The 24,822-nt window shown below is 41.1% G+C and carries 22 protein-coding genes; 7 read left to right on the top strand and 15 right to left on the bottom strand.

Translation table 11 applies throughout. The features are described 5' to 3' along the window. Positions 1 to 160: 160 nt before the first annotated feature. The 5 genes from AB8E63_RS03380 to AB8E63_RS03360 form a co-directional block, all read right to left on the bottom strand. Positions 161 to 1,210, bottom strand: coding sequence for a TIGR00341 family protein (locus AB8E63_RS03380; RefSeq protein ID WP_368909935.1), 1,050 nt, complete (start codon positions 1,208 to 1,210; stop codon positions 161 to 163). Between the two features lie 548 nt (positions 1,211 to 1,758). Further along, entirely contained in the window at positions 1,759 to 3,750 is a 1,992-nt protein-coding gene (locus tag AB8E63_RS03375; protein ID WP_368909934.1) for an ABC transporter permease, read from the bottom strand. A 1-nt stretch (position 3,751) separates the two neighbouring features. Then, positions 3,752 to 4,510 (bottom strand): ABC transporter ATP-binding protein, encoded by a 759-nt coding sequence (locus AB8E63_RS03370; protein WP_006152604.1) that lies wholly within the window; start codon positions 4,508 to 4,510, stop codon positions 3,752 to 3,754. A 327-nt stretch (positions 4,511 to 4,837) separates the two neighbouring features. Next, positions 4,838 to 5,812, bottom strand: a complete 975-nt coding sequence (locus AB8E63_RS03365; protein WP_368909933.1) for a sensor histidine kinase — start codon at positions 5,810 to 5,812, stop codon at positions 4,838 to 4,840. Continuing rightward, positions 5,805 to 6,482 (bottom strand): response regulator transcription factor, encoded by a 678-nt coding sequence (locus AB8E63_RS03360; RefSeq protein ID WP_368909932.1) that lies wholly within the window; start codon positions 6,480 to 6,482, stop codon positions 5,805 to 5,807. Before AB8E63_RS03360 ends, AB8E63_RS03365 begins: the two co-directional genes overlap by 8 nt. 95 nt (positions 6,483 to 6,577) lie before the next feature. Between AB8E63_RS03360 and AB8E63_RS03355 the strand changes: the two genes are divergently transcribed. Together AB8E63_RS03355 and AB8E63_RS03350 are read left to right on the top strand one after the other, a co-directional pair. Beyond that, positions 6,578 to 7,654, top strand: coding sequence for a DUF2974 domain-containing protein (locus AB8E63_RS03355; protein WP_368910018.1), 1,077 nt, complete (start codon positions 6,578 to 6,580; stop codon positions 7,652 to 7,654). Between the two features lie 115 nt (positions 7,655 to 7,769). Continuing rightward, positions 7,770 to 8,399, top strand: coding sequence for an MBL fold metallo-hydrolase (locus AB8E63_RS03350; RefSeq protein ID WP_368909931.1), 630 nt, complete (start codon positions 7,770 to 7,772; stop codon positions 8,397 to 8,399). 37 nt (positions 8,400 to 8,436) lie between these two features. On the opposite strand, the gene AB8E63_RS03345 is transcribed toward AB8E63_RS03350, so the two are convergent. Then, entirely contained in the window at positions 8,437 to 10,329 is a 1,893-nt protein-coding gene (locus tag AB8E63_RS03345) for a M13 family metallopeptidase (protein WP_368909930.1), read from the bottom strand. A 179-nt stretch (positions 10,330 to 10,508) separates the two neighbouring features. Between AB8E63_RS03345 and AB8E63_RS03340 the strand changes: the two genes are divergently transcribed. The 5 genes from AB8E63_RS03340 to AB8E63_RS03320 all read left to right on the top strand — a co-directional run bounded on the left by AB8E63_RS03340 (position 10,509) and on the right by AB8E63_RS03320 (position 14,384). Next, a complete protein-coding gene (locus AB8E63_RS03340) occupies positions 10,509 to 11,231 on the top strand; it encodes a metal ABC transporter ATP-binding protein (protein WP_368909928.1) in 723 nt (240 codons plus the stop codon). Beyond that, on the top strand, positions 11,228 to 12,076 hold the full coding sequence (locus AB8E63_RS03335) for a metal ABC transporter permease (RefSeq protein ID WP_004251242.1): 849 nt from the start codon (positions 11,228 to 11,230) through the stop codon (positions 12,074 to 12,076). The genes AB8E63_RS03340 and AB8E63_RS03335 overlap by 4 nt, the downstream gene beginning before the upstream one ends. A 26-nt stretch (positions 12,077 to 12,102) precedes the next feature. Then, positions 12,103 to 13,035: a metal ABC transporter substrate-binding lipoprotein gene (locus AB8E63_RS03330; protein WP_368909927.1), complete on the top strand. Its 933-nt coding sequence runs from the start codon at positions 12,103 to 12,105 to the stop codon at positions 13,033 to 13,035. A gap of 120 nt (positions 13,036 to 13,155) precedes the next feature. Beyond that, positions 13,156 to 13,650 (top strand): thiol peroxidase, encoded by a 495-nt coding sequence (gene tpx / locus AB8E63_RS03325; RefSeq protein WP_368909926.1) that lies wholly within the window; start codon positions 13,156 to 13,158, stop codon positions 13,648 to 13,650. An 83-nt stretch (positions 13,651 to 13,733) separates the two neighbouring features. Continuing rightward, the gene (locus tag AB8E63_RS03320; protein WP_368909925.1) at positions 13,734 to 14,384 is read left to right on the top strand and encodes a metal-dependent transcriptional regulator; all 651 of its coding nucleotides are present in this window, start codon (positions 13,734 to 13,736) and stop codon (positions 14,382 to 14,384) included. A gap of 40 nt (positions 14,385 to 14,424) precedes the next feature. Here the strand turns inward: AB8E63_RS03320 and dtd are convergent, their stop codons facing one another. From dtd to pnp, 9 genes are all read right to left on the bottom strand, one after another. Continuing rightward, complete coding sequence (dtd, locus tag AB8E63_RS03315; protein WP_223332641.1) at positions 14,425 to 14,868, bottom strand: D-aminoacyl-tRNA deacylase; 444 nt, start codon at positions 14,866 to 14,868, stop codon at positions 14,425 to 14,427. Positions 14,869 to 14,898: 30 nt separating this feature from the next. Further along, positions 14,899 to 17,115, bottom strand: coding sequence for a bifunctional (p)ppGpp synthetase/guanosine-3',5'-bis(diphosphate) 3'-pyrophosphohydrolase (locus AB8E63_RS03310; protein WP_004251252.1), 2,217 nt, complete (start codon positions 17,113 to 17,115; stop codon positions 14,899 to 14,901). Positions 17,116 to 17,259: 144 nt separating this feature from the next. Beyond that, positions 17,260 to 18,390, bottom strand: a complete 1,131-nt coding sequence (locus AB8E63_RS03305) for an ABC transporter ATP-binding protein (protein WP_004251267.1) — start codon at positions 18,388 to 18,390, stop codon at positions 17,260 to 17,262. 112 nt (positions 18,391 to 18,502) lie between these two features. Further along, positions 18,503 to 19,372, bottom strand: a complete 870-nt coding sequence (locus AB8E63_RS03300; protein ID WP_368909924.1) for a helix-turn-helix domain-containing protein — start codon at positions 19,370 to 19,372, stop codon at positions 18,503 to 18,505. Between the two features lie 2 nt (positions 19,373 to 19,374). Beyond that, on the bottom strand, positions 19,375 to 19,761 hold the full coding sequence (locus AB8E63_RS03295) for a Mini-ribonuclease 3 (protein ID WP_004251273.1): 387 nt from the start codon (positions 19,759 to 19,761) through the stop codon (positions 19,375 to 19,377). Beyond that, positions 19,754 to 21,097 carry a cysteine--tRNA ligase gene (gene cysS / locus AB8E63_RS03290; RefSeq protein WP_368909923.1) on the bottom strand — a complete coding sequence of 448 codons (1,344 nt, stop codon included), beginning with the start codon at positions 21,095 to 21,097 and terminating at the stop codon, positions 19,754 to 19,756. Before cysS ends, AB8E63_RS03295 begins: the two co-directional genes overlap by 8 nt. A 43-nt stretch (positions 21,098 to 21,140) precedes the next feature. After that, positions 21,141 to 21,902: a nucleoside phosphorylase gene (locus AB8E63_RS03285; RefSeq protein WP_006152602.1), complete on the bottom strand. Its 762-nt coding sequence runs from the start codon at positions 21,900 to 21,902 to the stop codon at positions 21,141 to 21,143. Between the two features lie 34 nt (positions 21,903 to 21,936). After that, positions 21,937 to 22,554 carry a serine O-acetyltransferase gene (cysE, locus tag AB8E63_RS03280; RefSeq protein ID WP_004251281.1) on the bottom strand — a complete coding sequence of 206 codons (618 nt, stop codon included), beginning with the start codon at positions 22,552 to 22,554 and terminating at the stop codon, positions 21,937 to 21,939. 14 nt (positions 22,555 to 22,568) lie between these two features. Further along, positions 22,569 to 24,791 (bottom strand): polyribonucleotide nucleotidyltransferase, encoded by a 2,223-nt coding sequence (gene pnp / locus AB8E63_RS03275; protein ID WP_368909921.1) that lies wholly within the window; start codon positions 24,789 to 24,791, stop codon positions 22,569 to 22,571. Positions 24,792 to 24,822 lie beyond the last annotated feature (31 nt).

Here is a 24,822-nt window from a genome sequence, read left to right as displayed (position 1 = left end):
TCAGTTGTTGCTTTTTATATTTTATTTAACCTGAGTTAGTAATGATTGGTCAAGCCACCACAAATAGTATCCTCATCAACAATCCTTTCTATCCATTAACTTTTGGATATAGGATATCCTCCCAAGATTTGCTTCCATGAGTTAGATAAGTTGACTATCCTCAGTCCTTGTCTGCCTCAATTTCTTTTACGATGTCATCTTGTGAATCTTTTTCAGAGAGTTTTTGATCGATATACTTGTCAATGTTTTCGTAAAATTCCTTAATCGTCTCACTATCTAATTTTGCCGAATTGTTGAATTGCTTGACTTTCAATTGAACAGATTGAATACCGTAAGAGGCTTGTTTTTGGCGAATGGTTTCTAATTCTTCTTCTGAAATCGGACCTCCAACAACCGTCAAGACCAATTCATTATTACTTGACTTGTAGACTTGATTAATGACCGTATGATTGGCGAACTCATTTCCTACAAACTGTTTGATTCCTTCTTTTCGCGCTTGATCCATCGTCAGAGTGACTGCTGAATAGCTGGCTGGAAGGATCAATAATACAATCAAGGATATCAACCCAATTTTCATTTTAATGTTTAGCTCATTAAATGAACTTAAGGGAGATTTTCTCATAAAAATTCTTGTTCCAACAATGTTGATTAGCATGATAAAGACACAGTTGATCAAGAAAAGATAAAGGGCCCCAAATAAAAATCGTACATTTCCATTAGCTAAACCATAGCCTGCAGTGCAGATAGGTGGCATCAGAGCTGTTGCGATGGCTACTCCTGGTACGATATTGTTTGCTTCTTTTTTCCTTGAACCAATGAACCCTGCTATCCCACCAGCAATAGCAATGAGAACATCCCAAATGGTTGGAGAGGTTCGTGCAATCAACTCGCTACTTGCATAAGATAAGGGAGACATCCAGAAATACAAAGTCGAGACAAGCAAACTGACCAATACTTGAGTAAGTAAAACCTGTAGAGATTGCTTGATTAAACGCGTATCAAAAATAGCTAAACCAAACCCCAGTCCAACAATCGGTGTCATAAGAGGGGAAATCAGCATGGCTCCAATAACGACTGCTGTTGAATTCATATTTAGACCTATAGAGGCAATAAAAATCGAACACATCAAAATCAGTGTATCTCTCAATCGAACATGAAGGTCATCATATAGTTTCTCGCGGAATTCACGTGTTGAATAGTTTCCGGACATTGGTTACTCCTTTTATTTCATATAATCTTGTTTCTGCATGGATGATGGTAGAGAGACTTCTGTCCAAACTGACATGTTTTTAATTCTTAGCTGTGATTCTTTTGAACATTATCTTTTAAATATCCATCAGTCCATCCTACATATTATATCAAAAATTTTACAGTCTTTCTCTGAAGAAATCAATTCATTTAAAAGATAGAGAAAGGAAGAAATTTTTGTATCCTTATCCGAAGAAGAAGAAAAACGATATCTCCTCTGAAAGTAGATACCTTTTTAATGTTTAAAGATGATGAGTTTGTAGCAGCAATCCTAGCTGATCTCGCCAACAAATCACGTGTTGAGAAATAAGAGATAAAACCTGGGACAAAAGTCCTAGCCTCTCAATTGTCTTTGGATTGTCGAGCAAGACGCAGTGGTTGAGTGGGCTCTACTACGCTGATTTCATCAGCTTTTACAGCCCTACTCAACTGTGCGGAGGTGGGACGACGAAATCGAATTCTAACGAATTAACGAATTCTGTCCCACTCTCTTTTTTGATGTTTCTGTTTTTACATTTGAACAATTCTACGATAGCTTCTTGAAGTAATCATAAAGATAAGTACGTAGATGAGGGCAAAGATACCACAAATAGAAAGTGTTACGCTTAACATCATAGCTGTATCTACTACCCCAATAACCTTGAGAATTAAGCTCAACATATGATAGGCAAATGCCAAGTGAAGAAAGGCAAAGATTACAGGGAGGAAGAAGACGGTCAAGACCTGCTTGTTAATAGTTTGCTTGATTTGTTTTTGGTCCAAACCTACTTTTTGCAGGATGACAAAGCGTTCACGGTCTTCATAACCTTCTGAGATTTGTTTATAGTAGATGACGAGTACTGTTCCAATCATAAAGATGATAGAGAGGAAAATACCAATAAAGAGAACTCCTCCAAAGAGAGCATTCATTTGGGCAATTGCGTCACTTGCAGTGCCTCCACCAAAAACCATACCGTCTTCATTTTTGAGATTATGACTAAAATTATTTACAAACTCCTCAAAATCATCAGATAGCTTTAACTGTTCCTCTAGACTAGCTGTTACATCCATACCACCGTAGAGCTGTGTGTATACAGCTGAATTCTGGTACTGTTCCAAAAAACTTTGAATATCAGCTACTACAAGATAGTTATAATCCGATACCAATAGTACATAGGGATTGGAAACATGATTGGCAATAAAATCCTGCTGGATTGCTTCCTTGATTGTATAGTTCTGATTGTTCAGACTAAATGCTTTCTGATCTTTAAGTTGGTCATTTCGAGCCCAAAGTCCTACTTCGTTACCAGTAAGGTTTAGCTTTTGTCCAGTCATTTTTTCATAATCTTTTTGATCAAAAACCAGGAAGACTGTCTTAGGCATGACATTGTTTTGCCCTTTTTCAAAGATGGTTAATTTGGTCCCCTCTTGACTCGAAAGACCGAAACTTGCATAATTGAGGACGTCCTTATTGCTGATGGTTAGGTTCTTTTCGCTAGCGTATTGAGTCAAAAGCTTGTCTAAATCCTCAACTTCTACATGTTGTCCCTTAACATCAAAATCATGAGGATACATGAGTTTTTTCATATTCTCAGATCCGTTGTAGATACTAGTAGCTGCAGACATAGTAACCAAAACCATGGTTGAAAGGATGGCAATGGTTGCTAATCCGACAGCATTTTTCTTCATACGAAAGATAAGGTTAGAAACAGAGATGAGGTTGTTAGGTTGGTAGTAATATCGCTTGTTTTTCTTGAGCAACTGTAAGAAAACTGTAATACCAGCATTGAATAAGAGATAGGTCCCTACAATAACTAACATAACCGCAATAAAGAAAGTAGCGACAGCTTTGAAAGCATCTGTTACGCTTAGTGCTAGGTAGTAGCCACTTCCTAGAGCTATTAGCCCTACAAGTGTCTGAAGAACTAGGAAACGCCCCTTCTTCTCACCCTTCGCTTTTTCTCTAGAAAGCTGGAGAGCATCCATACGGATAATGCGTACAGCGTTCAGGAAAACGATGACTAAAAAGATAAAACCGAATACCAGAAGGATTGAAAGCACTACGGACCATTGGAAGGTTGCGACTAGCTCCACCTTCATCTTTGCAAGTTTAAGTAGCAAAGCGAAAATCAGATTATCAAAGAGGGCACCAATTCCAATCCCGGCAGTGACTGTTACTAGCCCAAATATCAAGAGTTCCTTAAAGGTCATACCAATTAAATGGCGCTTTTCTAGTCCCAACATACCATATACACCCAGTTCTTTGGAGCGATTTTTCATGACAAAACTGTTGGCATAAAGCACGATAATGGCAGATGCAAGTGTCACAACGACAAGCCCTAGTTGTAGGGTAAATTGTATAGCAGATGCACCACGTAAATCCACAATTTTAGGATTAAAGGCTAGAGAGTAAAAGAGATAGCTAATTGTGACTGCTAAAATGACAGACAAAGCAAACGGATAATAGAGTTTGCGGTTTTTAATTAAGTTGGATATGGCCAACTTATTGGTTAATCGAAACATACTAGTTCACCTCACTTGCCATAACAGTCAAGGTGTCAGAGATTTCTTGGAACATCTGACGATCCGTCTTTTCACCACGATAGATTTGATTATAGAGAATACCGTCCTTGATGAAAAGAACACGTTTTGCACGGCTAGCAGCTGCTGTTGAGTGGGTCACCATGAGAATGGTTTGCCCTTGCTCGTTGATCTGATCAAAGATATCAAGGAGGGCAGCAGATGATTTAGAGTCTAGGGCACCTGTTGGCTCATCAGCAAGGAGAATTTCTGGTTCTGTGATGATAGCCCGTGCAACTGCTACCCTTTGTTTTTGCCCTCCAGAGATTTCATAAGGGTACTTCTCCTGCAATTGATTGATGCCAAGATTTTCGGCCGTCACGACCAATTTTTTCATCATTTCTGTAATAGGCTTTCTAGACAATACCAAAGGGAGTAAGATATTGTCTTTAACAGAAAGCGTATCTAACAAATTGAAGTCTTGGAAGACAAAGCCTAACTTTTCACGACGGAAGCTTGATGCTTCAGAATTTTTAATGGTAGCTGTGTCAGTTCCATTTAGGAAGACCTGGCCACGCGTTGGCTTGTCAAGCATAGCTAGAATATTCAGTAGAGTAGATTTACCAGACCCAGACTCACCCATGATAGCGACGTAGTCGCCTTTTTCAACGGTAAAGTGAATATCTTTCAGGGCTTCTACTTGGTTGCCTTGAAAGCGAGTTTTATAAATCTTTTGAACGTGTTTTACATCTAATAGTGTCATTTTAACTTCTCCTTTTTAATATCCCATTAATTGAAACTGAGCTTGCATCATTTCGATGCCGATTTGAACTCGCTCGATATCCCTTGGACTCGGCTTACTTGTTTGTTTCTTTTGTAAAATTGTTTTCATGGTTCCTCTCCTTTTTCTTTATGCTCTAAGTTTACTCCAAAAAAAGAGGGCTTGCCATAACATAACCTTACAAAAGAGGCCTTTAATCTTACATTTTTGTAAGATTACATTTTTTATCTAATTGAAGCCTTTTTTCTCACTATATCAAGGTCTAAAGAAGAGCTTGAAAGGTTTCTTCCAAGCTCTTCACAATTCTTTTCATTCAATCAGTAAATTCACTTCAGAGAACTTAATCCTCACCGTTGTTCCTTGCCCAAGCTCGGATTCTATTTGAATTTGGTGTCCTAATTCTTGGCTGATTTTCTGGGTTAGATAGAGCCCAAGTCCAGATGACTGCTGGGTCATTCGACCATTATATCCTGAAAATCCACGTTCAAAGACTCGCAACCGATCACTGTTTTTGATACCAATCCCAGTATCTTTGATGCAAAGGTCTGAACCTTCCATGTAGATTTCAACCCCACCTTCATTTGTGTACTTGAGGCTATTTGATAGGATTTGTTCAATTACTACCAACAGCCATTTTTTATCCGTCACAATCCTTCTGTCCAAGTCATGCAGATTAATACTTAGATCTTTCTGGATAAAGAAAATAGCATATTTGCGAATGACTTCCTTGACCAGATCTTCTATATTTTCTTTCTTCAAAACCAAATCATCATGGAAGCTTTCTAAGCGTAGATATTGGAGAACGAGGTTGGTATAGGAATCAATCTTAAAAATTTCCTGCTCCATCTGTTGCTTCAGTTGGCGATCCACCACCTCGCTCACTAGGAGTTTACTGGCTGCAATTGGTGTTTTTATCTGATGAACCCAGAGTGTATAGTAGTCCACCAAATCATTATAGCGGTTTTCAGCATCTGATTTCTTTTGATAAAGTTCAGATTCACTTTTCTCCAATTTTTCAGTTAGAAGGACTTCCATTGGTGACTTAGCTTTTCTTTCCCCATAGAGCAATTCCTTACGATAACGTTGCAATTCTATCAAGAAATCAAATACCAAAAACAAAAATGTCAAAAATGTAGATAGAAAGAAGAAATAGTTAAAGTAGGGCCCTTGCTTATCAAACAAGATTTCAAAGAGAAAAAGCAAACCTGTAAGCGATAGAATAAAAGCAAAAAAACGGCTACGCGAACGGATATAAGCTAGAAAAAAACTTTTAATATCAAGCATGTTTCAATCCATACCCTATCCCTTTCTTGGTTTCGATAAAACCAATCAAACCTTCTTCCTCCAGTTTCTTGCGCAAGCGAGCGACATTAACAGACAAGGTATTGTCGTCAATAAAAAAGTCACTGTTCCAGAGTTCCCGCATCAAATCATCACGCGCTACGATATTTCCTGCATGTTCAAATAAAACTCGTAAAATCTGAAATTCATTCTTTGTTAAACTGATAGCTTTTCCATTGACATGCACATCCATAGACTTGGTATTGAGAATAACTCCAGCATACTCTAGGAGACTCTCATCCCTTCCAAATTCATAAGAGCGGCGCAACAAACCCTGTACCTTAGCTAAAAGGACCTGCTGGTCAAAAGGCTTGATCACAAAATCGTCTGCTCCCATATTAATAGCCATCACGATATCCATAGCCTGGTCTCTTGAAGACAGAAACATAATAGGAACTTTGGAAATCTTGCGAATTTCCTGACACCAATGATAACCATTAAAGAGAGGCAATCCAATATCCATCAGGACCAGATGAGGCTCAGACTGAACAAATAGTGTCAGAACTTCCATAAAGTCTTCTACCATGACTACTTCAAAACCCCATTCGGAGAGCATTTTCCCAACTTGCTGACGGATTACTGGATCATCTTCTACTAGTAAAATCTTATGCATCTGCTCCTCCTTTTTCTATATTATAGCAAAATTCTTCTGACTACTAGCGAAATTGATGCAAATCTGATATGATAAAAGTTAAGAAAGGAATTCTCATGGCCAATATTTTTGACTATCTAACTGATGTTCAATACGATTCTTTTTATGATATTCCCTTAAATGAACTGGATATACTAGCTCTGACTGAGCTGACCTATCTTTCTTTTGATAACTTACTAGACGAGTCAGATAATCGCTTACTAGATGTCGCAACACGTGTCCCTCGAGAAAGTAACATGTTGACCAATAAAGAACGTCTGCAACTATTAGATCAACTCTCCACACACAAGCGTTTTAAAAATAGCAAGCTTTCTAACTTCGTTAATGATATTGATGTGGAACTCCAAAAACAATTCGCTGCTATGACCTATCGTCTGAATCTAGATACCTATCTGATTGTCTTCCGTGGCACAGACGATAGTATTATTGGCTGGAAGGAAGATTTCCATATGACCTATATGAAGGAAATCCCTGCTCAAAAACATGCTCTTGAATACTTGGAAGATTTCTTTAAACAATATCCAAAGCAAAAAGTAATCATTGCCGGACATTCTAAAGGTGGTAATCTAGCCGTCTATGCTGCAAGTCAAATCCAGCCTGAATTGCAAGAAAAAATATCTGCAGTTTTTACTTACGATGCTCCTGGTTTGCAGGCTCATCTGACTGAAACCAGTGGCTATCAGGAAGTAATCCCAAAAATTCACCGTTATGTACCCCAGGGATCTGTTATTGGAATGATGCTTGAAATTCCTGATACTCCTATTGTTGTGCGCAGTCTGGCCTTAGGTGGTATCGCCCAACACAATACTTTCAGCTGGCAAACTGAAGGAACTCACCTTGTCCAACTAGAGGAAATTAGTAGTGAAAGTCTACAAATCAAAGACGCTCTAAAGGAATGGATGGACAGTGTCCCGGATGAAGAACTAGAGCTATATTTCAATCTCTTCTTTGGAACTATTCTAGAGTCTGGGATCAATTCTATCAATGATTTATCTTCTACCGGTGCTATCGAGCACATTCATCAACTGGTTTCCCAAGCTCAAACACTAGAGCCTCAACAAGTAGAAATCTTAAGAAATCTGACGCAACTCCTACTGGATGCTCGCTTCCAAGCTTGGAAAAATCATTTTTAATGAGTTAAAAGTCCCTTCCTTTCTGGAGGGACTTTCTTGTTTGTTCCTATTTTTTCCTAATTTTACTCTTCTGTGTTATACTAGTAGCAGTATATTCTATGAGATTGGAGAACTTATGAAAATTCACAGAACCGTGAATCCTGTTGCTTATGAAAATACCTACTACATTGAAGGTGAGAATCACTTGATTGTGGTTGACCCCGGTAGCCATTGGGCTGAGATTCGTAGCGTTATTGAGACCATTAACAAACCTATCTGCGCTATTCTCCTGACCCATACCCACTATGACCATATCTTGAGTCTAGACTTGGTTAGAGATACTTTTGGAAATCCTCCAGTCTATGTAGCAGAGAGTGAAGCTTCTTGGCTCTATACTCCTGTTGATAATCTTTCTGGTCTTCCTAGACACGATGATATGGCGGATGTCGTGTGTAGACCAGCTGAACATACCTATGTTTTTCATGAAGAATATCAGATTGAAGAATTCCGCTTCACAGTCTTACCAACTCCAGGCCACTCTATTGGTGGTGTTTCACTCGTTTTCCCAGATGGACACTTAGTCTTAACCGGAGACACGCTCTTCCGTGAAACAATTGGCCGTGATGACCTCCCAACAGGTAGTTTGGAGCAAATGCTTGACAGTATTCGTAATCAGCTCTTCACCCTACCAAACTATGATGTTTACCCAGGCCATGGATCTGCTACGACTATCGCCCATGAAAAAGTATTTAATCCCTTTTTCTAAAATATAAAAACCAAGGAATCCATCCTTGGTTTTTTGATTACCAAATAATCACGCGGTCTTCAGGTGCACGCCACATTCCGTCACCTTCTTTGACATCATAGGTTGTAAAGAAGTCATCAAAGTTTGGCACTTGGACATTAACTCGAAGTTTAGCCGGTGCGTGCACGTCGACGCTAGCCATGAGTTTCATCAACTCTGGACGACCTTTCATACGCCAGATACGAGCAAAGTTATGGAAGAATTCCTCAGCTGAGAAGTCAGGCTCTCTCTTGGCAGCTTCAAGGGCAGCAGCAATTCCTCCTAGGTCGGCAACGTTTTCGGATACAGTTAATTTGCCATTGATTTTTGCACCGTAAGATTCTTGACCATCAAACTGGTCGATAACCTTCTGTGTTTTTTCTTTAAAGGCTGCGTAGTCGCTCTCTGTCCACCAATCCTTGAGACTACCATTTTCATCAAATGAAGCCCCATTTGTATCAAAGGCATGAGAGATTTCATGGGCGATAACCGCTCCGATACCACCATAGTTGGCAGAAGATGACTGATGCAAGTCATAGAATGGAGCCTGTAAGATAGCAGCAGGGAAGACAATCAAGTTCTTTTGTGGATTGTAGTAGGCATTAACCATGTGAGCTGGCATTCCCCACTCCTTGTAGTCAACTGGCTGGTTCCATTTGCTCCAGCTGTGCTTGATTTCCACACGCGCAAATGCTAGGGCATTCTCAAAGAGGCTAGCAGATTCATCCACTACCTTGTCCATATAGCGAGCTGGTAGCTCTTCTGGATAACCAATATAAGGCTTGATAACATTGAGTTTGACGATAGCTTTTTCTCGTGTTTCAGGTGTCAGCCAGTCGTTCTTAGCCAAGCGTTCCTTATAAACATCAATCATAGTTGCCACTTTTTTCTCAACGTCCGCCTTGGCTTCTGGAGAGAATTTTTCATGGGCATACCAAAGGCCAAGAGCTTGTTTGAATGGTCCTTGGGCTAAGTGGTAAGCAGCCTTGCGCTTGTCTTGGGCTTCTGGAACTCCTGAAAGGGCACGGCCATAAGCACCTGACAAAATGCGAATCTCATCTGTCAAATAGCTTGTTGAAAGATTGACCAAACTCAAGATCAAGCTTGCCTTGAGTAAAGGCCAAGCTTCTTCACTATAGAATTGCTCTGCTGCTTGCCAGAAACGTTCCTCATCTACGATAACCTTATCTGGAGTTTGACCAATCACTGCTTGGAAAAAGTCATCGAGAGGTAAGGCAGGCGCAAACTTCTTGAAATCTTCATAAGAATATGGATGGTAAAGTTTAGCATATTCTGAACTCTCTTCATTTGAAAGTACGACAGCTGCGATACGGCGGTCCAACTCCAATCGTTTCTCTAAAAGATCTTCGATTTCTTCATCTGAGAAGTCATAGGCTTTGAGAAGATTAGCAGTACTTTCTTTCCAAAGGTTCAATAATTCCTCGCGCTGTGGATGGTCTTCAGCATAGTAGGTTGTATCTGGCAAGATAGTTCCTGGAGCACTAGCCCAAAGAACATTGGTTCTAGCATCCATAAAGTCTGGTGATACACCAAATGGAAGGAAGTTTGGTTTGCCAGCTAATTCAAACACTGCTAATTTGCTTGCGAAGTCCTCAAAACTTTCCAAATCTTGGTATTCCTTGAGCAAAGGAAAGACTGGCTCGATCCCATCAGCTTCTCGCTTGTCGAAATCTCTCACCATACGATGGTATTTGACAAAGTTTGTTAGGATAGGATCTTCTGGAACATCTTCTCCTGCCAACCACTTGTCCGTCGTCGTTAGCATCAACTCTTCGATTTCTTCGTCAAGGTCGATAAAACCACCCGTTCGTGATTTATCAGCTGGAATGACTGCAGTCTTTTCCCATTCACCATTTATAGCATCATAAAAATCATCTTGATAACGTGTCATCTTGTTCTCGCTTTCATTTTTCACTTATTCCTAGCTTAGCAAAAATCCCTGGGGAATGCAATTAAAAATGGCGCCTCCTCCTATTTGATTTTATTATTAATATTTTAAATTTTTAAGAAAATTAACTTGACTTAATTTTTTTTTTAATGTATATTAAAAGGCAGGAGGATTACAACTGTATGATACGTATCGAAAACCTCAGTGTCTCCTACAAAGAAACGTTGGCACTAAAGGATATTTCACTAGTGCTCCAAGGACCAACGATTACCGGAATTCTTGGTCCAAACGGTGCTGGAAAATCAACCTTGTTAAAAAGTATGTTGGGTATTATCCCACATGAAGGACATGCTTTTATCGATGATAAAGAAATGAAAAAATCTCTTAAGAAAGTTGCTTATGTCGAGCAAAAAATTCATATCGACTACAACTTTCCTATCAAGGTAAAAGAATGTGTCTCTCTGGGACTCTATCCATCCATTCCACTCTTTCACACTTTAAAAGCAAACCACTGGCAAAAGGTGGCTGAAGCACTAGAAATTGTTGGACTTTCTGACTACGCAGATCGTCAGATTAGTCAACTCTCTGGTGGCCAATTCCAGCGTGTCTTGATTGCCCGTTGTCTAGTTCAAGATGCTGATTATATTCTCTTAGACGAGCCCTTTGTGGGGATTGACTCTGTCAGTGAAGAGATCATCATGAACACGCTGAGAGAACTTAAAAAAGCTGGCAAGACTGTCCTTATCGTTCACCATGACCTCGGCAAGGTTGCCCATTATTTTGACCAAGTACTCCTTCTCAACAAGGAGCTAATTGCCTTTGGTCCAACAAAGGAGACCTTCACCCAAGCCAATCTCAAACAAGCTTATGGTGACCGACTCTTTTTCAATGGAGGTGACCTATGATTGCAGAATTTATAGATGGATTGCAGAACTTCCACTTTCTCCAAAATGCCTTGATTACAGCTGTTGTGATTGGTATTGTTGCTGGAGCGGTCGGATGCTTTATCATTCTCCGTGGTATGTCCCTTATGGGAGATGCTATCTCGCACGCTGTCTTACCTGGTGTAGCTCTTTCTTTTATTTTAGGAATTGACTTCTTTATTGGTGCTATCATCTTTGGACTGCTTGCCTCTGTCATCATCACCTACATCAAGGGGAACTCTATTATCAAGAGTGACACTGCCATTGGGATTACCTTTTCATCTTTATTGGCTCTGGGCATTATCTTGATTAGTGTGGCTAAAAGCTCGACTGACCTCTTCCATATTCTCTTTGGGAATATCTTAGCTGTGCAAGACATAGACATGTATATTACCATCGGTATGGGAGCTCTCATTCTATTGATTATCGGGATTTTCTTCAAGCAACTCTTGATTACATCCTTTGATGAACTCCTAGCCAAAGCTATGGGCATGCCAGTTAATTTCTACCACTATCTACTCATGATACTCTTGACTTTGGTGTCAGTGACTGCTATGCAAAGTGTCGGAACCATCCTTATCGTAGCCATGCTGATTACTCCAGCCGCGACAGCTTATCTTTACGCCAATAGTCTAAAGACCATGATTTTTCTTTCATCAGGCTTGGGAGCTCTAGCTTCTGTCTTGGGACTTTTTATCGGTTATAGCTTTAACCTGGCTGCAGGTTCAAGTATCGTGCTGACATCTGCAAGTTTCTTTCTCATCAGTTTCTTTATCGCACCAAAACAACGTTATCTGAAGCTGAAAAATAAAAAAATCAAACAATAATGAGGGAGCCCCTCTGGAGGAATATAATGAAAAAATTAGGTACATTGCTTGTTCTTTTTCTTGCTATCATTGGATTAGCTGCCTGTGCTAGCGGAAAAAAAGACACAGCATCTACAAACCAAAAACTAAAGGTTGTAGCAACTAACTCTATCATCGCTGATATTACTAAAAATATCGCAGGAGACAAGATTGATCTTCATAGTATCGTGCCTGTAGGACAAGATCCACACGAGTACGAGCCACTACCAGAAGACGTCAAGAAAACTTCGCAAGCCGACTTAATTTTCTACAATGGTATCAACCTTGAAACAGGTGGAAATGCCTGGTTTACAAAATTAGTTGAGAATGCTAAGAAAACTGAAAACAAAGACTACTTTGCAGTCAGTGAAGGCGTTGATATCATCTACTTAGAAGGCCAAAATGAAAAAGGGAAAGAAGACCCACATGCTTGGCTCAACCTAGAAAACGGGATCATTTATGCGCAAAACATTGCTAAGCAACTCATCGCTAAAGACCCTAAAAACAAGGAATTCTACGAAAAAAATCTCAAAGAATACACTGAAAAACTAGACAAGCTTGACAAGGAAGCCAAAGAGAAATTTAACGCTATTGATGCGGACAAGAAACTCATCGTAACCAGCGAAGGATGCTTCAAATACTTCTCTAAAGCTTACGGTGTCCCAAGTGCTTACATCTGGGAAATCAATACTGAAGAAGAAGGAACACCTGACCAAATCAAGACTTTGGTTGAAAAACTTCGCCAAATGAAAGTTCCATCACTATTTGTTGAATCCAGTGTCGATGATCGTCCAATGAAGACTGTTTCACAAGACACAAACATCCCAATCTATGCTCAAATCTTTACGGACTCAATCGCTGAAGAAGGTAAAGAAGGCGACAGCTACTACAACATGATGAAATACAACCTTGAAAAGATTGCTGAAGGATTGGCAAAATAAACATTTAAAAAACGTCATTCTCCTTGTATTGGCGTTTTTTGTCTAATCAATTTTCGGTCAAACTATTGGAAAAGTCTGAACGTTTAATGTAAAATGAAAGAAAAAAGATTGGAGTAGCTTATGACTACATTCCTCGGAAACCCTGTTACGTTTACAGGAAAACAACTACAAGTAGGAGACAAAGCACTTGACTTTTCTCTTACGACAACCGATCTCTCTAAAAAAACGCTAGCCGACTTTGATGGAAAGAAAAAAGTCTTGAGTGTTGTCCCTTCTATCGATACTGGTATCTGCTCAACGCAAACACGTCGTTTCAACCAAGAACTTGCCAACCTTGACAACACGGTCGTTCTTACCGTTTCTATGGACCTACCATTTGCTCAAGGACGCTGGTGTGGGGCTGAAGGCCTTGACAATGCCATCATGCTTTCAGACTACTTTGACCATTCTTTCGGACGTGATTATGCCCTCTTGATTAACGAATGGCATCTCCTTGCACGTGCCGTCTTTGTTCTCGATGCTAACAATATCATCCGTTATGTAGAATACGTTGACAATATCAACACGGAGCCAGACTTTGAAGCTGCTATTGCTGCAGTTAAAGAACTAAACTAAAATCACAAGCATTATGACAGAAAGCTAGAGAAATCTGGCTTTTTTTGATATACTAGTTACAGATATTAAACAAGGAAAAAGCAATGACCCCAAACAAAGAAGATTACTTAAAATGTATTTATGAGATTGGCATGGAAGTTCCTAAAATCACCAACAAAGAAATTGCTGCTCGGATGCAGGTATCTCCTCCAGCTGTAACTGAAATGATTAAGCGCATGCAGTCTGAAAATCTCATCTTAAAAGATAAGAAAAAAGGATACTTGCTAACCAATATTGGTCTAACACTTGTATCAGAACTTTATCGTAAACATCGTCTGATTGAGGTTTTTCTGGTTCACCATCTAGACTATACCAGTGACCAAATTCATGAGGAAGCTGAAGTATTAGAACATACCGTTTCAGACTTTTTTGTAGAGAGATTAGAAAGTATGCTAGGTTTCCCAAAAACTTGCCCTCACGGTGGTACCATTCCTGCTAAGGGAGAGCTTTTGGTTGAAATCAACAACCTACCACTATCAGAAACCAAAGAAGCTGGAACCTATCTCCTAACTCGGGTTCACGATAGCTTTGATCTCCTAAAATATCTGGAAAAACATGCCATCAATATCGGAGACAAACTCCAAGTTCAACAGTTTGATGATTTCTCTAATACCTTTACTTTGATTCACAAGAATGAAGAACTCTTGGTAAGTCTAGAAATCGCCAAACAGCTCTATGTTGAAAAAATGAACTAAATACGTCACAAAAAAACCAAGCTAACAAGCATGGTTTTTTTTATCTATTTTTTGTATCAAGGATGATAGTTACCGGCCCATCATTGACCAGTTGAACCTGCATATCTGCTCCAAAGGCTCCTGTCTCAACAGGAACTTCCTTGGCTAGTTCCTTGTTAAAATCTTGATAGAAGGCCTCAGCCATATCTGGTTTAGCGGCGCCTGTAAAGGCTGGACGATTGCCTTTTTTGGTATCAGCAAACAGAGTGAATTGAGAGATGGAGAGAATTTCTCCTTGGATATCCTTAACAGATAGGTTCATCTTGCCTTCGTCATCCGAAAAGATCCGCATATTGACCAGTTTTCTAACTGCATACTCCAAATCCTCTTGCTGATCCTCAGGTCCAACACCCACTAGGAGCAAGAGGCCTTGTTTGATTTGAGCATGAATCTGCCCCTCAATAGAAACCTGAGCTTGCTTGACTCGCTGAACGATGATTTTCATAGAAATCCTTTCTGACTGTATCGATCATACTTAACCATTGGTCCGTTTAACTGAGTACACTTCAGGTACACTCTTAATCTTATCAACCACCGTTGTCAACATTGAAAGGTTAGAAATTCCAAAGGATACATGGATATTAGCAAATTTCATATCCTTGGTCGGTTGGGCATTAACCGAAGAGATATTCTTAGTTGTGTTTGATAGGACTTGCAAGATATCATTCAAAAGGCCAGAACGGTTGAGTCCATAGATATCGATATGAGCCATATATTCCTTGGTTGAGAATTGGTCTTCCCATTCAACATCTAGCAGACGTTGCTCGTAATTTTCCTGCGAACGAAGGTTCATACAGTCAACACGGTGGATGGCAACTCCGCGACCTTTGGTAATATAACCAACGATATCATCACCCGGAACAGGGTTACAACATTTGGCAATTCGGACCAAGAGCCCAGAAGCACCTTGGATGACTACTCCACCCTCATGCTTCACCTTAAGCGTGTCCTTGTTCTCTACCTTGACTTCACCACCCTTGACCAGTTCTTCTGCTTCTGCCTTAGCCTTGGCACGCTCTTCTTCACGACGTTCTTTTTCCGTCAAACGGTTGAAGACGGTAATGGCTCCGATTTCTCCAAAACCAATGGCTGCAAAAAGGGCTTCTTCTGTCTTGTAGCTGGTTTTTTGAAGGACTTCATCCATGTGGCGCTTGTCCATAAATTTATTGGCCACATAGCCGTTTTCTTGAAGCTGACTAATCAGCATTTCACGACCTTTATTGATGGATAATTCTTTGTCTTGATTTTTAAAGAACTGACGAATTTTGTTACGGGCCTTGCTGGTCTTCACCATATTGAGCCAGTCACGGCTTGGTCCAAATGAATTTGGATTGGTGATGATTTCAACCTGGTCACCCGTTTTCAGCTTGGTAGTCAAAGGTACCATACGACCATTGACCTTGGCACCAGTCGCTTTTTCCCCAATCTTGGTATGAATCTCATAGGCAAAGTCAATCGGTCCAGAATCCTTTGGAAGAGAACGAACCGCCCCATCTGGAGTAAAGACATAAATCTCTTCTGCCAGATAGTTTTCTTTGACAGTATCTACAAATTCCTTGGCATCATCCGCCTGGTCTTGGAGCTCCATCATCTCCTTGATCCAGTTCATCCCAATGGCAGATTCCTTGCTATTAACTTGACCTTTCATTCCTTTTTTGTAGGCCCAGTGAGCCGCAACCCCGTACTCAGCAACCTCGTGCATTTCCTTGGTACGGATCTGGAACTCAATTGGTCCTTTTGGTCCATAAACAGTCGTATGGATAGACTGGTATCCATTGGCCTTACGATTGGCAATGTAGTCCTTGAAACGTCCTGGCATTGGTTTCCATAGCTCATGAACGTAACCCAACATGGCATAGACATCACTCTGAGTATCTAGGATACAGCGAATGGCAATCAGGTCATAGATTTCCTCAAATCGTTTTTTCTTGTCCTGCATCTTACGGTAAATAGAGTAGATATGCTTAGGACGGCCATAGATTTTTCCTGTAAGATTGCGCTCAGATGAATACTCCTCAAGTTTTGTCACAACTTCATCGACCAAGGCTTCACGTTCTTGACGTTTCTCCTTCATCATATGAGTTATCTTGTAAAACTCTGTCGGATTGAGGTAACGGAAGGAAAGATCCTCTAGTTCCCACTTAACACTTGAAATCCCCAGACGGTGAGCAAGTGGTGCGTAGATTTCCATGGTTTCTCGGGAAATACGTTCTTGCTTGTCCTTACGAAGATGAGTAAGAGTACGCATATTGTGCAGGCGGTCAGAGAGCTTGACCAAGATAACGCGGATATCCTCTGACATGGCCATAAGCATCTTGCGGTGATTCTCAGCCAACTGCTCTTCGATAGACTTGTATTCGACCTTACCAAGCTTGGTAACGCCGTCTACAATCACTCGAACATCATGGCCAAACTCGCGCTCTAAGTCATCCAAAGTAGCATCTGTGTCTTCTACCACGTCATGCAAAAAACCACAGGCAACAGTGACAGCGTCCAGCTTGAGCTTAGCCAAGATACCTGCTACCTGGATAGGGTGGATAATGTAAGGCTCGCCTGATTTACGATATTGGCCACTGTGGCACTCTACAGCATAAACCAAGGCCTTATGGACAAAAGCCACATCTTCTTTCGATAAATATTTTTGCGTTAAAGCGACGACTTCATCGCCAGAATAAATTACTTCTTTTGGCATGCATACTCTCCAGTTCTTCCTACCATTTTAACACTTTTTAGTGAATAAGAAAACTAGTAAAGTCTCCTTCTATCCGAGTTTCTAAACTTTATAAAAAAACACTACTAGAAAAACTCTAGTAGTGTTGTTTTATTCAAATCTATCTTAGTAAACTGTCTTTTCAGTTTCTACGTCAAAGAAGTGAGCTTTATTCAAGTCAAATCCAAGTTCCACAGTTGCACCAGCTTGCAAGTAGTCACGTGCGTCAACCTTAGCAACGAATTCATCTTTACCAACTTGGCAGTATAGGTGAGATTCTGAACCAAGCAATTCTGATACAGAGATAGTTGCTTTCACAACTGATTCTGGGAATGTTTCAAGGAAAGCAGGTTCTGCGTTCACGTCTTCTGGACGGATACCGAAGATCAATTCTTTACCTTCGTAACCTTTATCGCGAAGAACTTTCAAAGCACCTTCTGGAACTTTCAAGTTAAAGGCGTCACCAACGATGTGGTCACCGATCAATTTTACGTTGATGAAGTTCATAGCTGGGCTTCCGATGAATCCTGCTACGAATTTGTTAACTGGGTTTTTGTAAACTTCTTGAGGAGTACCGATTTGTTCAACACGTCCGATAGTACCAGTACCAGCAGGGTTTTTAGTAGCTGACATGATAACGATACGGTCTGCAAGTGTCATCGCTTCTGTTTGGTCGTGAGTTACGTAGATAGTTGTAGCTCCGATACGACGGTGGATTTTAGCGATTTCAGCACGCATAGATACACGAAGTTTCGCATCCAAGTTTGACAAAGGTTCGTCCATCAAGAATACCTTAGCGTCACGGACGATCGCACGACCCATGGCAACACGTTGACGTTGACCACCTGAAAGGTCAGCTGGTTTACGATCCAAGAATTCTTTCAAACCAAGAATTTCTGCTGCTTCTTGTACACGTTTGTCGATATCTTCCTTGCTGTATTTACGCAATTTCAAACCAAATGCCATGTTATCGTATACAGTCATGTGTGGGTAAAGAGCGTAGTTTTGGAATACCATGGCGATGTCACGGTCTTTTGGAGCTACGTCATTGACAACAACGCCATCGATAGATGCAGTACCTTCTGTGATATCTTCAAGACCTGCAATCATACGGAGAGTAGTTGATTTACCACATCCTGAAGGTCCTACGAAAACGATAAATTCTTTGTCTTTGATGTCCAAGTTGAAGTCTTCAACTGAATAGTGCTCGCTGTTTGGATATTTTTTGTAAATGTTTTTAAGATTTAATTCTACCATTTCGGTGAACTCCTTTTATTTTTGATAGTTTTATTATAAATGAAAACGCTTTACATTTCTATGGCAAGGTGACCAAAAAAATAAAAAAGTTCTGTGCAACTTGCACAAAACTTTAAATAATATCTGGTAAAATCAATTGATAACACAAGGTCAAATCTGTCAATTCTTTCAACTGAAGTCCTGTCAATTCTTCCCATTTATCAATCTTGTATTGGAGAGAATTGCGGTGTAGATAGAGCTGCTGTGCTGTTTTAGTTAGGACTGCACTATTTTCCCATAAGGAGAGAATGATTTCCTGAATTTGATCCTGATCCAAAATCATCTGGTGGAGATAATCTTTTATCAAACCAAGATCCACCATTTTTTCACCCATACCCCAAAGGTAGAGCTGAGAAAATGTATGGAATCCTTGGTGACCTTGACGCCACCAGTTTTTAAATAAGTCACGTTCTGCTTTGATGAGATCTGTCAAACTCTGATTTCCTGTTTGCGACCAGACCTGACCAAGCATGATGGATAAGCGAACCCCAAAGTCATACTCTACTGCTTCCAAGGTATCTGTTAAGATAGACCGAACAGAAGTGTATTTGTCCTGTTGGAGAACAAACAGGTAATCCTGAGCTCCCACCTGAAGCACTGTCTCGCAATTAGGAAAGAGGGTTCTCATCATATCCAACCAAGAAGTCAGGTTTTCCTGTTGGTAATAGGAAAGGTGACAATAGACAACTTGTAGCTTTTTAAAACTTTGCGGTGCTTGTCCCTTGCCCTCAATCAAATAACTATACCAAGGATTTAAAGAGATGGTTTGTTCCTGCTGGGTTAAGAGAGCTACCAACTGTTTCTCACGTTCACTGAGTCCAACTTCCTCCAGTAAAATCCACTGTTGGGAGGAAACTGGTAGCGTAAGAAAACCTTCCTTATCAATTGGCTGGTCTACGATTTGAGCTTGTGGAAACCAATCTAGTAATTCTTTTGCAATCATTCCTAGCCCTCCACTTTTTGGATACACCAAGAAATCAAGGTTTCAAGGCGCTCCACATTTTCAGTCATATGAAGATAACCCATGACCGCTTCAAATCCAGTTGACATACGGTAGGTCACTACATCTGCGTTCTTTGCCTTGGTATGACTATTGGTATTGCGACCCCGTTTATAGATTTCTTCTTCCTTTTCCGTTAGGACTTCTTCTTCCAGCATGAGGGAAATCAAGCGTGCCTGAGCCTTGGCCGATACATACTTGGTCGCCTCTTGGTGGAGTTTATTGGGCTTGGTCATGCCTTTTAGGATGAGGTGACGACGAATATACATAGAATACACCGCATCTCCTTCAAAGGCTAGCGCAATCCCGTTAATGAGATTGACATCAATCACGTGTCCACCTCACTCCATCCTTGGTATCAAGCAATTTAATCCCTTGAGCAGCTAATTGGTCACGGATTTGGTCAGCTGTCACAAAATCACGATTGGCACGCGCTTCTTGGCGTTTTTGAATCAAGGCTTCAATCTCTTCATCCAAAACTTCCTCGACAAAAACAATACCAAAGACCTCTAACATAGCCGTAAGTGCTTCCTTAACCGCTGCATCATAGTTGCCTGAGTTGATCCACTTGGCCATTTCAAAGACGACTGTGATACCATTTGCTGTATTGAAATCCTCATCCATAGCAGCTACGAACTTATCTTTAAAAGCTTGCAACTCTCCCGCATCTACAGTTCCAGTAAATGGTTGCTCATAGGTATTTTTCAAATACTTGAGATTAGTCTCCGCATCACGCACTGCTTTTTCCGTAAAGTTGATCGGTTTGCGGTAGTGTTGAGTCGCAAAGAAGAAACGAAGCACTTGGCCATCAATGGTCTTGAGGGCATCATGTACTGTGATGAAATTCCCCAAGGACTTAGACATCTTGACATTGTCGATATTGACAAAGCCATTGTGCATCCAGTAGTTAGCAAAGGTCTTACCTGTCTTGGCTTCTGACTGGGCAATTTCGTTGGTGTGGTGTGGAAACTCAAGGTCAGCTCCACCACCGTGAATATCGATAGTATCACCCAAAATCTCCGTTGACATAACCGAACATTCGATATGCCAGCCTGGACGACCAGGACCCCAAGGGCTGTCCCAAGAAATCTCACCTGGTTTGGCTGCTTTCCAAAGGGCAAAGTCCACAGGATTTTCCTTGCGAGCCGTTTCTTCATCTGTACGACCTGAAGCACCTAACTCCAAGTCTTCTAGGGTTTTATTGGCTAACTTAGCATAGTTATGGGATTTTTCCACACGGAAATAGACATCCCCTTGACTCTCATAGGCATAGCCTTTTTCAATCAAGTCAGAGACAAAGCGGATGATATCTGCCATAAACTCGACTACACGAGGATGACGAGTCGCAGGCTTAACACCAAGAGCCGTCACGTCTTCACGAAAGGCAGCGATGTACTTGTCCGCTACTTCTTGGGGTGTGATACCTTCTTCCTTGGCACGGTTGATAATCTTATCATCCACATCCGTAAAGTTAGAAATATAGGCAACCTCATAGCCACGGTACTCAAAGTAGCGACGAATGGTATCGAAGGCTACTGTCGAACGGGCATTCCCCACGTGGATATAATTGTATACAGTTGGCCCACAGACATACATCTTGACCTTGCCGTCCTCGATTGGGACAAAATCTCGCAAATCACGAGACATGGTGTCATAGATTTTAATCACTCACTGACTCCTTTCTGTGTCTTGTTTATCGTAAAGAGTCGTTTCAATCCAACTCTCTAGCAATTACTAATGCTATCTCAAAGAAAGTCATAGCATCTGCTTTTCTTTCTTCGTATCTTGCATCCCACTCATGATTATGATGGTCAACATAATCAGCTGTATAAAAAAATTGATAAACTTTTGCTTGTCGAAATTGTGCCCAAGCCATGATTGCTGAGGCTTCCATATCTACAACAGTCGCACCTGCTGCTAGTCTACGTTTGACCTTATCAGCTGTTTCACGATAAAAAGCATCTGTGGTCCAAGCCTTTGTTCGAATGTGCTCAATATCAGATTTGTTTAAAGCTTCTTCTATGGTTAAGAGTAGAGTTTCATCATAAGCTATTTCATCACTTGCAGGAGCGTAATGGTAACTTGTACCTTCATCACGTAGAGCTGAACTTGGTAGGATAATCTTATCTGCCTGAATAGACTGATCTAGAACTCCGCAAGAACCCAAAACAATAAAGTTCTTAAATCCTCTTGCTTTGAGTTCTTCTAAGAGTCCAACAACCATCGGGGCTCCAATCGTAGCTATAGCAACTGCTACCTTACTCCCATCTTTTTCATAGATATACCATGGAAATCTACCATTTAGATTGGTTAGATAGCCACCTTCGTAAACATCTTCAAACTGCTTTACTCGTTCAACGATTTCTCCATTAAAAGATAAAATAATCGTATCACAGATTTCTCCACCACTAAGGAGGCTTCGATCAGTTGGCTCGATAACAGCAGGTACATTTTCAAATTCTTCTAATAGCATCGGCCTAACCTCCTAATTAAAGAGTCACTTCTCATTACAAACCAGACGACCTGTGACTGGCTTCTCTAGCATGCTCAAGTTTATTGACGTAGTATTCACGTTTTTCTTCGACTTCGTGAATGGTTGGTTCATCCTTTTGCCCATGTACTCGGACAATCTTAGCAGGAATGCCAACAACCGTCACATCACTAGGAACATCTGCTACAACAACCGCAGCGGCACCGACTTTGGCATTTTCACCGATTTCTACAGGTCCGATAACTTGGGCATGAGCAGAGATAAGAGCTCCTTTGCGAACAGTCGGATGGCGTTTGCCACTATCCTTACCTGTCCCACCGAGAGTCACTCCGTGGTAGAGAAGAACACCTTTTTCAACGATAGCTGTCTCCCCAATCACAAGTCCTGCTCCATGGTCAATAAAGACACCTGATTCGATCTGGGCTCCAGGGTGAATCTCAATCTGAGTCCAAAAACGCCAAAACTGGCTATGCATGCGAGCTAAAAGCTTAAAGCCGTGTTTCCAGAGAAAATGAGAGAGACGGTGAGCAGCCAAGGCTTTGACACCCGGATAAGTCAGCAAGACTTCCAAGGTAGTGCGAGCCGCTGGATCATTTTCTTTGACGATATCAATGGTTTCACGCCACCATCCCATACATTTCTCCTTTCTTATTCTGAGTCTTTTGGTGTTTCTGTAGTTTCTTTCTTAGGTTTGTGGTCCTTGTGGTGGTGACGAGGACGATCGCCATGACGATGACCTTTTTCCCCTTTTTCTTCTGAACGTTCAGGTTTTGGCGGACGCGGCAAGAGTGCCTTCATAGAAGCATCTACACGACCTTTTTCATCGATCTTAATAACCTTCACATCTACAAAATCACCAATTTGAACTAAATCTTCTACATTATTGGTACGAGTCCAAGCCATTTCAGAGATGTGTACGAGGGCATCTGTCTTATCAAAGAGGTTGACAAAGGCACCAAATTTCTCGATACGAACAACTTTGGCATGGTAGACTTCGTCCACTTTAGCTTCACGAACCAAACCAGCAATGATTTCTTTAGCACGGTTGATGGCATCTTGGTCGCTAGAGTAGATAGATACGTTACCTTCTTCGTCGATGTCAATCTTAACGCCTGTTTCAGCGATGATCTTATCGATGGTTTCTCCACCCTTACCGATGACAATCTTAATCTTGTCAACATCAATCTTGATGGTATCAATTTTCGGAGCTGTTGGAGCCAATTCTGGACGAACTTCTGGAATAGTAGCTTCAATCACATCAAGGATTTCAAAACGAGCTTTCTTGGCTTGAGCAAGAGCTTCCGTCAAGATTTCTGCAGTAATCCCTTGGATCTTGATATCCATCTGAAGGGCTGTAATACCATCACGAGTACCTGCAACCTTGAAGTCCATATCTCCAAAGTGGTCTTCCAAACCTTGGATATCTGTCAATACTGTGTAGTTGTTACCATCTGAGATAAGTCCCATAGCAATCCCTGCTACTGGCGCCTTGATTGGCACACCACCAGCCATAAGGGCAAGAGTTCCCGCACAGATAGATGCTTGAGATGAAGAACCGTTTGATTCCAAGACTTCTGCTACCAGACGGATAGCGTATGGGAATTCCTCCAAGCTTGGCAATACTTGAGCAAGAGCACGCTCCCCAAGAGCACCGTGACCAATTTCACGACGACCAGGTGCACCGTAACGTCCAGTTTCACCTACAGAGTATTGAGGGAAGTTATAGTGGTGCATAAAGCGTTTCTTGTACTCTGGATCCAAACCATCGATGATTTGCGTTTCACCCATTGGCGCCAAAGTCAAGATAGAAAGAGCCTGAGTTTGTCCACGAGTAAAGAGACCTGAACCGTGCACACGGGGAACGAAGTCAACAACCGCATCCAAAGGACGGATTTCATCGACCTTACGACCATCAGGACGAACTTTGTCTTCAGTAATCAAACGGCGCACTTCTGCGTGTTCCATTTGTTCCAAGATTTCAGCCACATCACGCATGATACGGTCAAATTCTTCGTGGTCTGCATATTTTTCTTCGTAAACTGCTGTGACTTGGTCCTTGACTGCTTGAGTCGCAGCTTCACGAGCCAATTTTTCTTCAACTTGAACAGCTTTTTGAAGGTCGCTGTTGTAGGCTGCGATGATTTCTGCTTGCAAGTCAGCATCTACATGAAGCAATTCAACTTCTGCTTTTTCTTTACCAACTGCCGCTACGATTTCTTCTTGGAAGGCAATCAATTCTTTAACAGCTTCGTGTCCTTTGAGAAGAGCTTCCAGCATGATTTCTTCTGACAATTCTTTGGCACCAGACTCTACCATGTTGATAGCGTGTTTCGTACCAGCTACTGTCAATTCAAGAAGCGATTGCTCTGCTTGTTCTTGGGTTGGGTTGATGATGATTTCCCCATCGACATAACCCACTTGTACCCCAGCGATTGGTCCGTCAAACGGAATATCTGAGATAGAAAGTGCCAATGATGAACCAAACATAGCTGCCATTGGTGCAGATGCATTTTCATCGTAAGAAAGAACAGTATTGATGACTTGCACTTCATTACGGAAACCTTCCGCAAACATTGGACGGATTGGACGGTCAATCAAACGCGCTGTCAAAGTCGCATCTGTTGAAGGACGTCCTTCACGTTTCATAAAGCCACCAGGAAACTTCCCAGCTGCATACATTTTTTCTTCGTAGTTGACTTGAAGCGGGAAGAAATCCCCAGTTGCCATCTTCTTAGACATAACAGCAGCAGTCAAGACAGTTGACTCACCGTAACGTACCACAACAGAGCCATTTGCTTGCTTAGCAACCTGACCAGTCTCTACGATCAACTCACGACCCGCAAAAGTCGTTTGAAACACATGTTTTGTCATTTTAATCCCCTTTGGATTGATAAAATTATAC

It is taken from the genome of Streptococcus sp. oral taxon 061, assembly GCF_964211575.1.
GTDB lineage: Bacteria > Bacillota > Bacilli > Lactobacillales > Streptococcaceae > Streptococcus.
The sequence above is the reverse complement of the archived record's forward strand: the minus strand, read 5'-3'. Positions and strand labels throughout refer to the sequence as shown.

Excerpts from the sequence above, each read along its gene's own strand:
- AB8E63_RS03380 (WP_368909935.1), bottom strand. The coding sequence starts at position 1,210 with ATGTCCGGAAACTATTCAACACGTGAATTCCGCGAGAAACTATATGAT.
- AB8E63_RS03375 (WP_368909934.1), bottom strand. The coding sequence starts at position 3,750 with ATGTTTCGATTAACCAATAAGTTGGCCATATCCAACTTAATTAAAAAC.
- AB8E63_RS03370 (WP_006152604.1), bottom strand. The coding sequence starts at position 4,510 with ATGACACTATTAGATGTAAAACACGTTCAAAAGATTTATAAAACTCGC.
- AB8E63_RS03365 (WP_368909933.1), bottom strand. The coding sequence starts at position 5,812 with ATGCTTGATATTAAAAGTTTTTTTCTAGCTTATATCCGTTCGCGTAGC.
- AB8E63_RS03360 (WP_368909932.1), bottom strand. The coding sequence starts at position 6,482 with ATGCATAAGATTTTACTAGTAGAAGATGATCCAGTAATCCGTCAGCAA.
- AB8E63_RS03355 (WP_368910018.1), top strand. The coding sequence starts at position 6,578 with ATGGCCAATATTTTTGACTATCTAACTGATGTTCAATACGATTCTTTT.
- AB8E63_RS03350 (WP_368909931.1), top strand. The coding sequence starts at position 7,770 with ATGAAAATTCACAGAACCGTGAATCCTGTTGCTTATGAAAATACCTAC.
- AB8E63_RS03345 (WP_368909930.1), bottom strand. The coding sequence starts at position 10,329 with ATGACACGTTATCAAGATGATTTTTATGATGCTATAAATGGTGAATGG.
- AB8E63_RS03340 (WP_368909928.1), top strand. The coding sequence starts at position 10,509 with ATGATACGTATCGAAAACCTCAGTGTCTCCTACAAAGAAACGTTGGCA.
- AB8E63_RS03335 (WP_004251242.1), top strand. The coding sequence starts at position 11,228 with ATGATTGCAGAATTTATAGATGGATTGCAGAACTTCCACTTTCTCCAA.
- AB8E63_RS03330 (WP_368909927.1), top strand. The coding sequence starts at position 12,103 with ATGAAAAAATTAGGTACATTGCTTGTTCTTTTTCTTGCTATCATTGGA.
- tpx (WP_368909926.1), top strand. The coding sequence starts at position 13,156 with ATGACTACATTCCTCGGAAACCCTGTTACGTTTACAGGAAAACAACTA.
- AB8E63_RS03320 (WP_368909925.1), top strand. The coding sequence starts at position 13,734 with ATGACCCCAAACAAAGAAGATTACTTAAAATGTATTTATGAGATTGGC.
- dtd (WP_223332641.1), bottom strand. The coding sequence starts at position 14,868 with ATGAAAATCATCGTTCAGCGAGTCAAGCAAGCTCAGGTTTCTATTGAG.
- AB8E63_RS03310 (WP_004251252.1), bottom strand. The coding sequence starts at position 17,115 with ATGCCAAAAGAAGTAATTTATTCTGGCGATGAAGTCGTCGCTTTAACG.
- AB8E63_RS03305 (WP_004251267.1), bottom strand. The coding sequence starts at position 18,390 with ATGGTAGAATTAAATCTTAAAAACATTTACAAAAAATATCCAAACAGC.
- AB8E63_RS03300 (WP_368909924.1), bottom strand. The coding sequence starts at position 19,372 with ATGATTGCAAAAGAATTACTAGATTGGTTTCCACAAGCTCAAATCGTA.
- AB8E63_RS03285 (WP_006152602.1), bottom strand. The coding sequence starts at position 21,902 with ATGCTATTAGAAGAATTTGAAAATGTACCTGCTGTTATCGAGCCAACT.
- cysE (WP_004251281.1), bottom strand. The coding sequence starts at position 22,554 with ATGGGATGGTGGCGTGAAACCATTGATATCGTCAAAGAAAATGATCCA.
- pnp (WP_368909921.1), bottom strand. The coding sequence starts at position 24,791 with ATGACAAAACATGTGTTTCAAACGACTTTTGCGGGTCGTGAGTTGATC.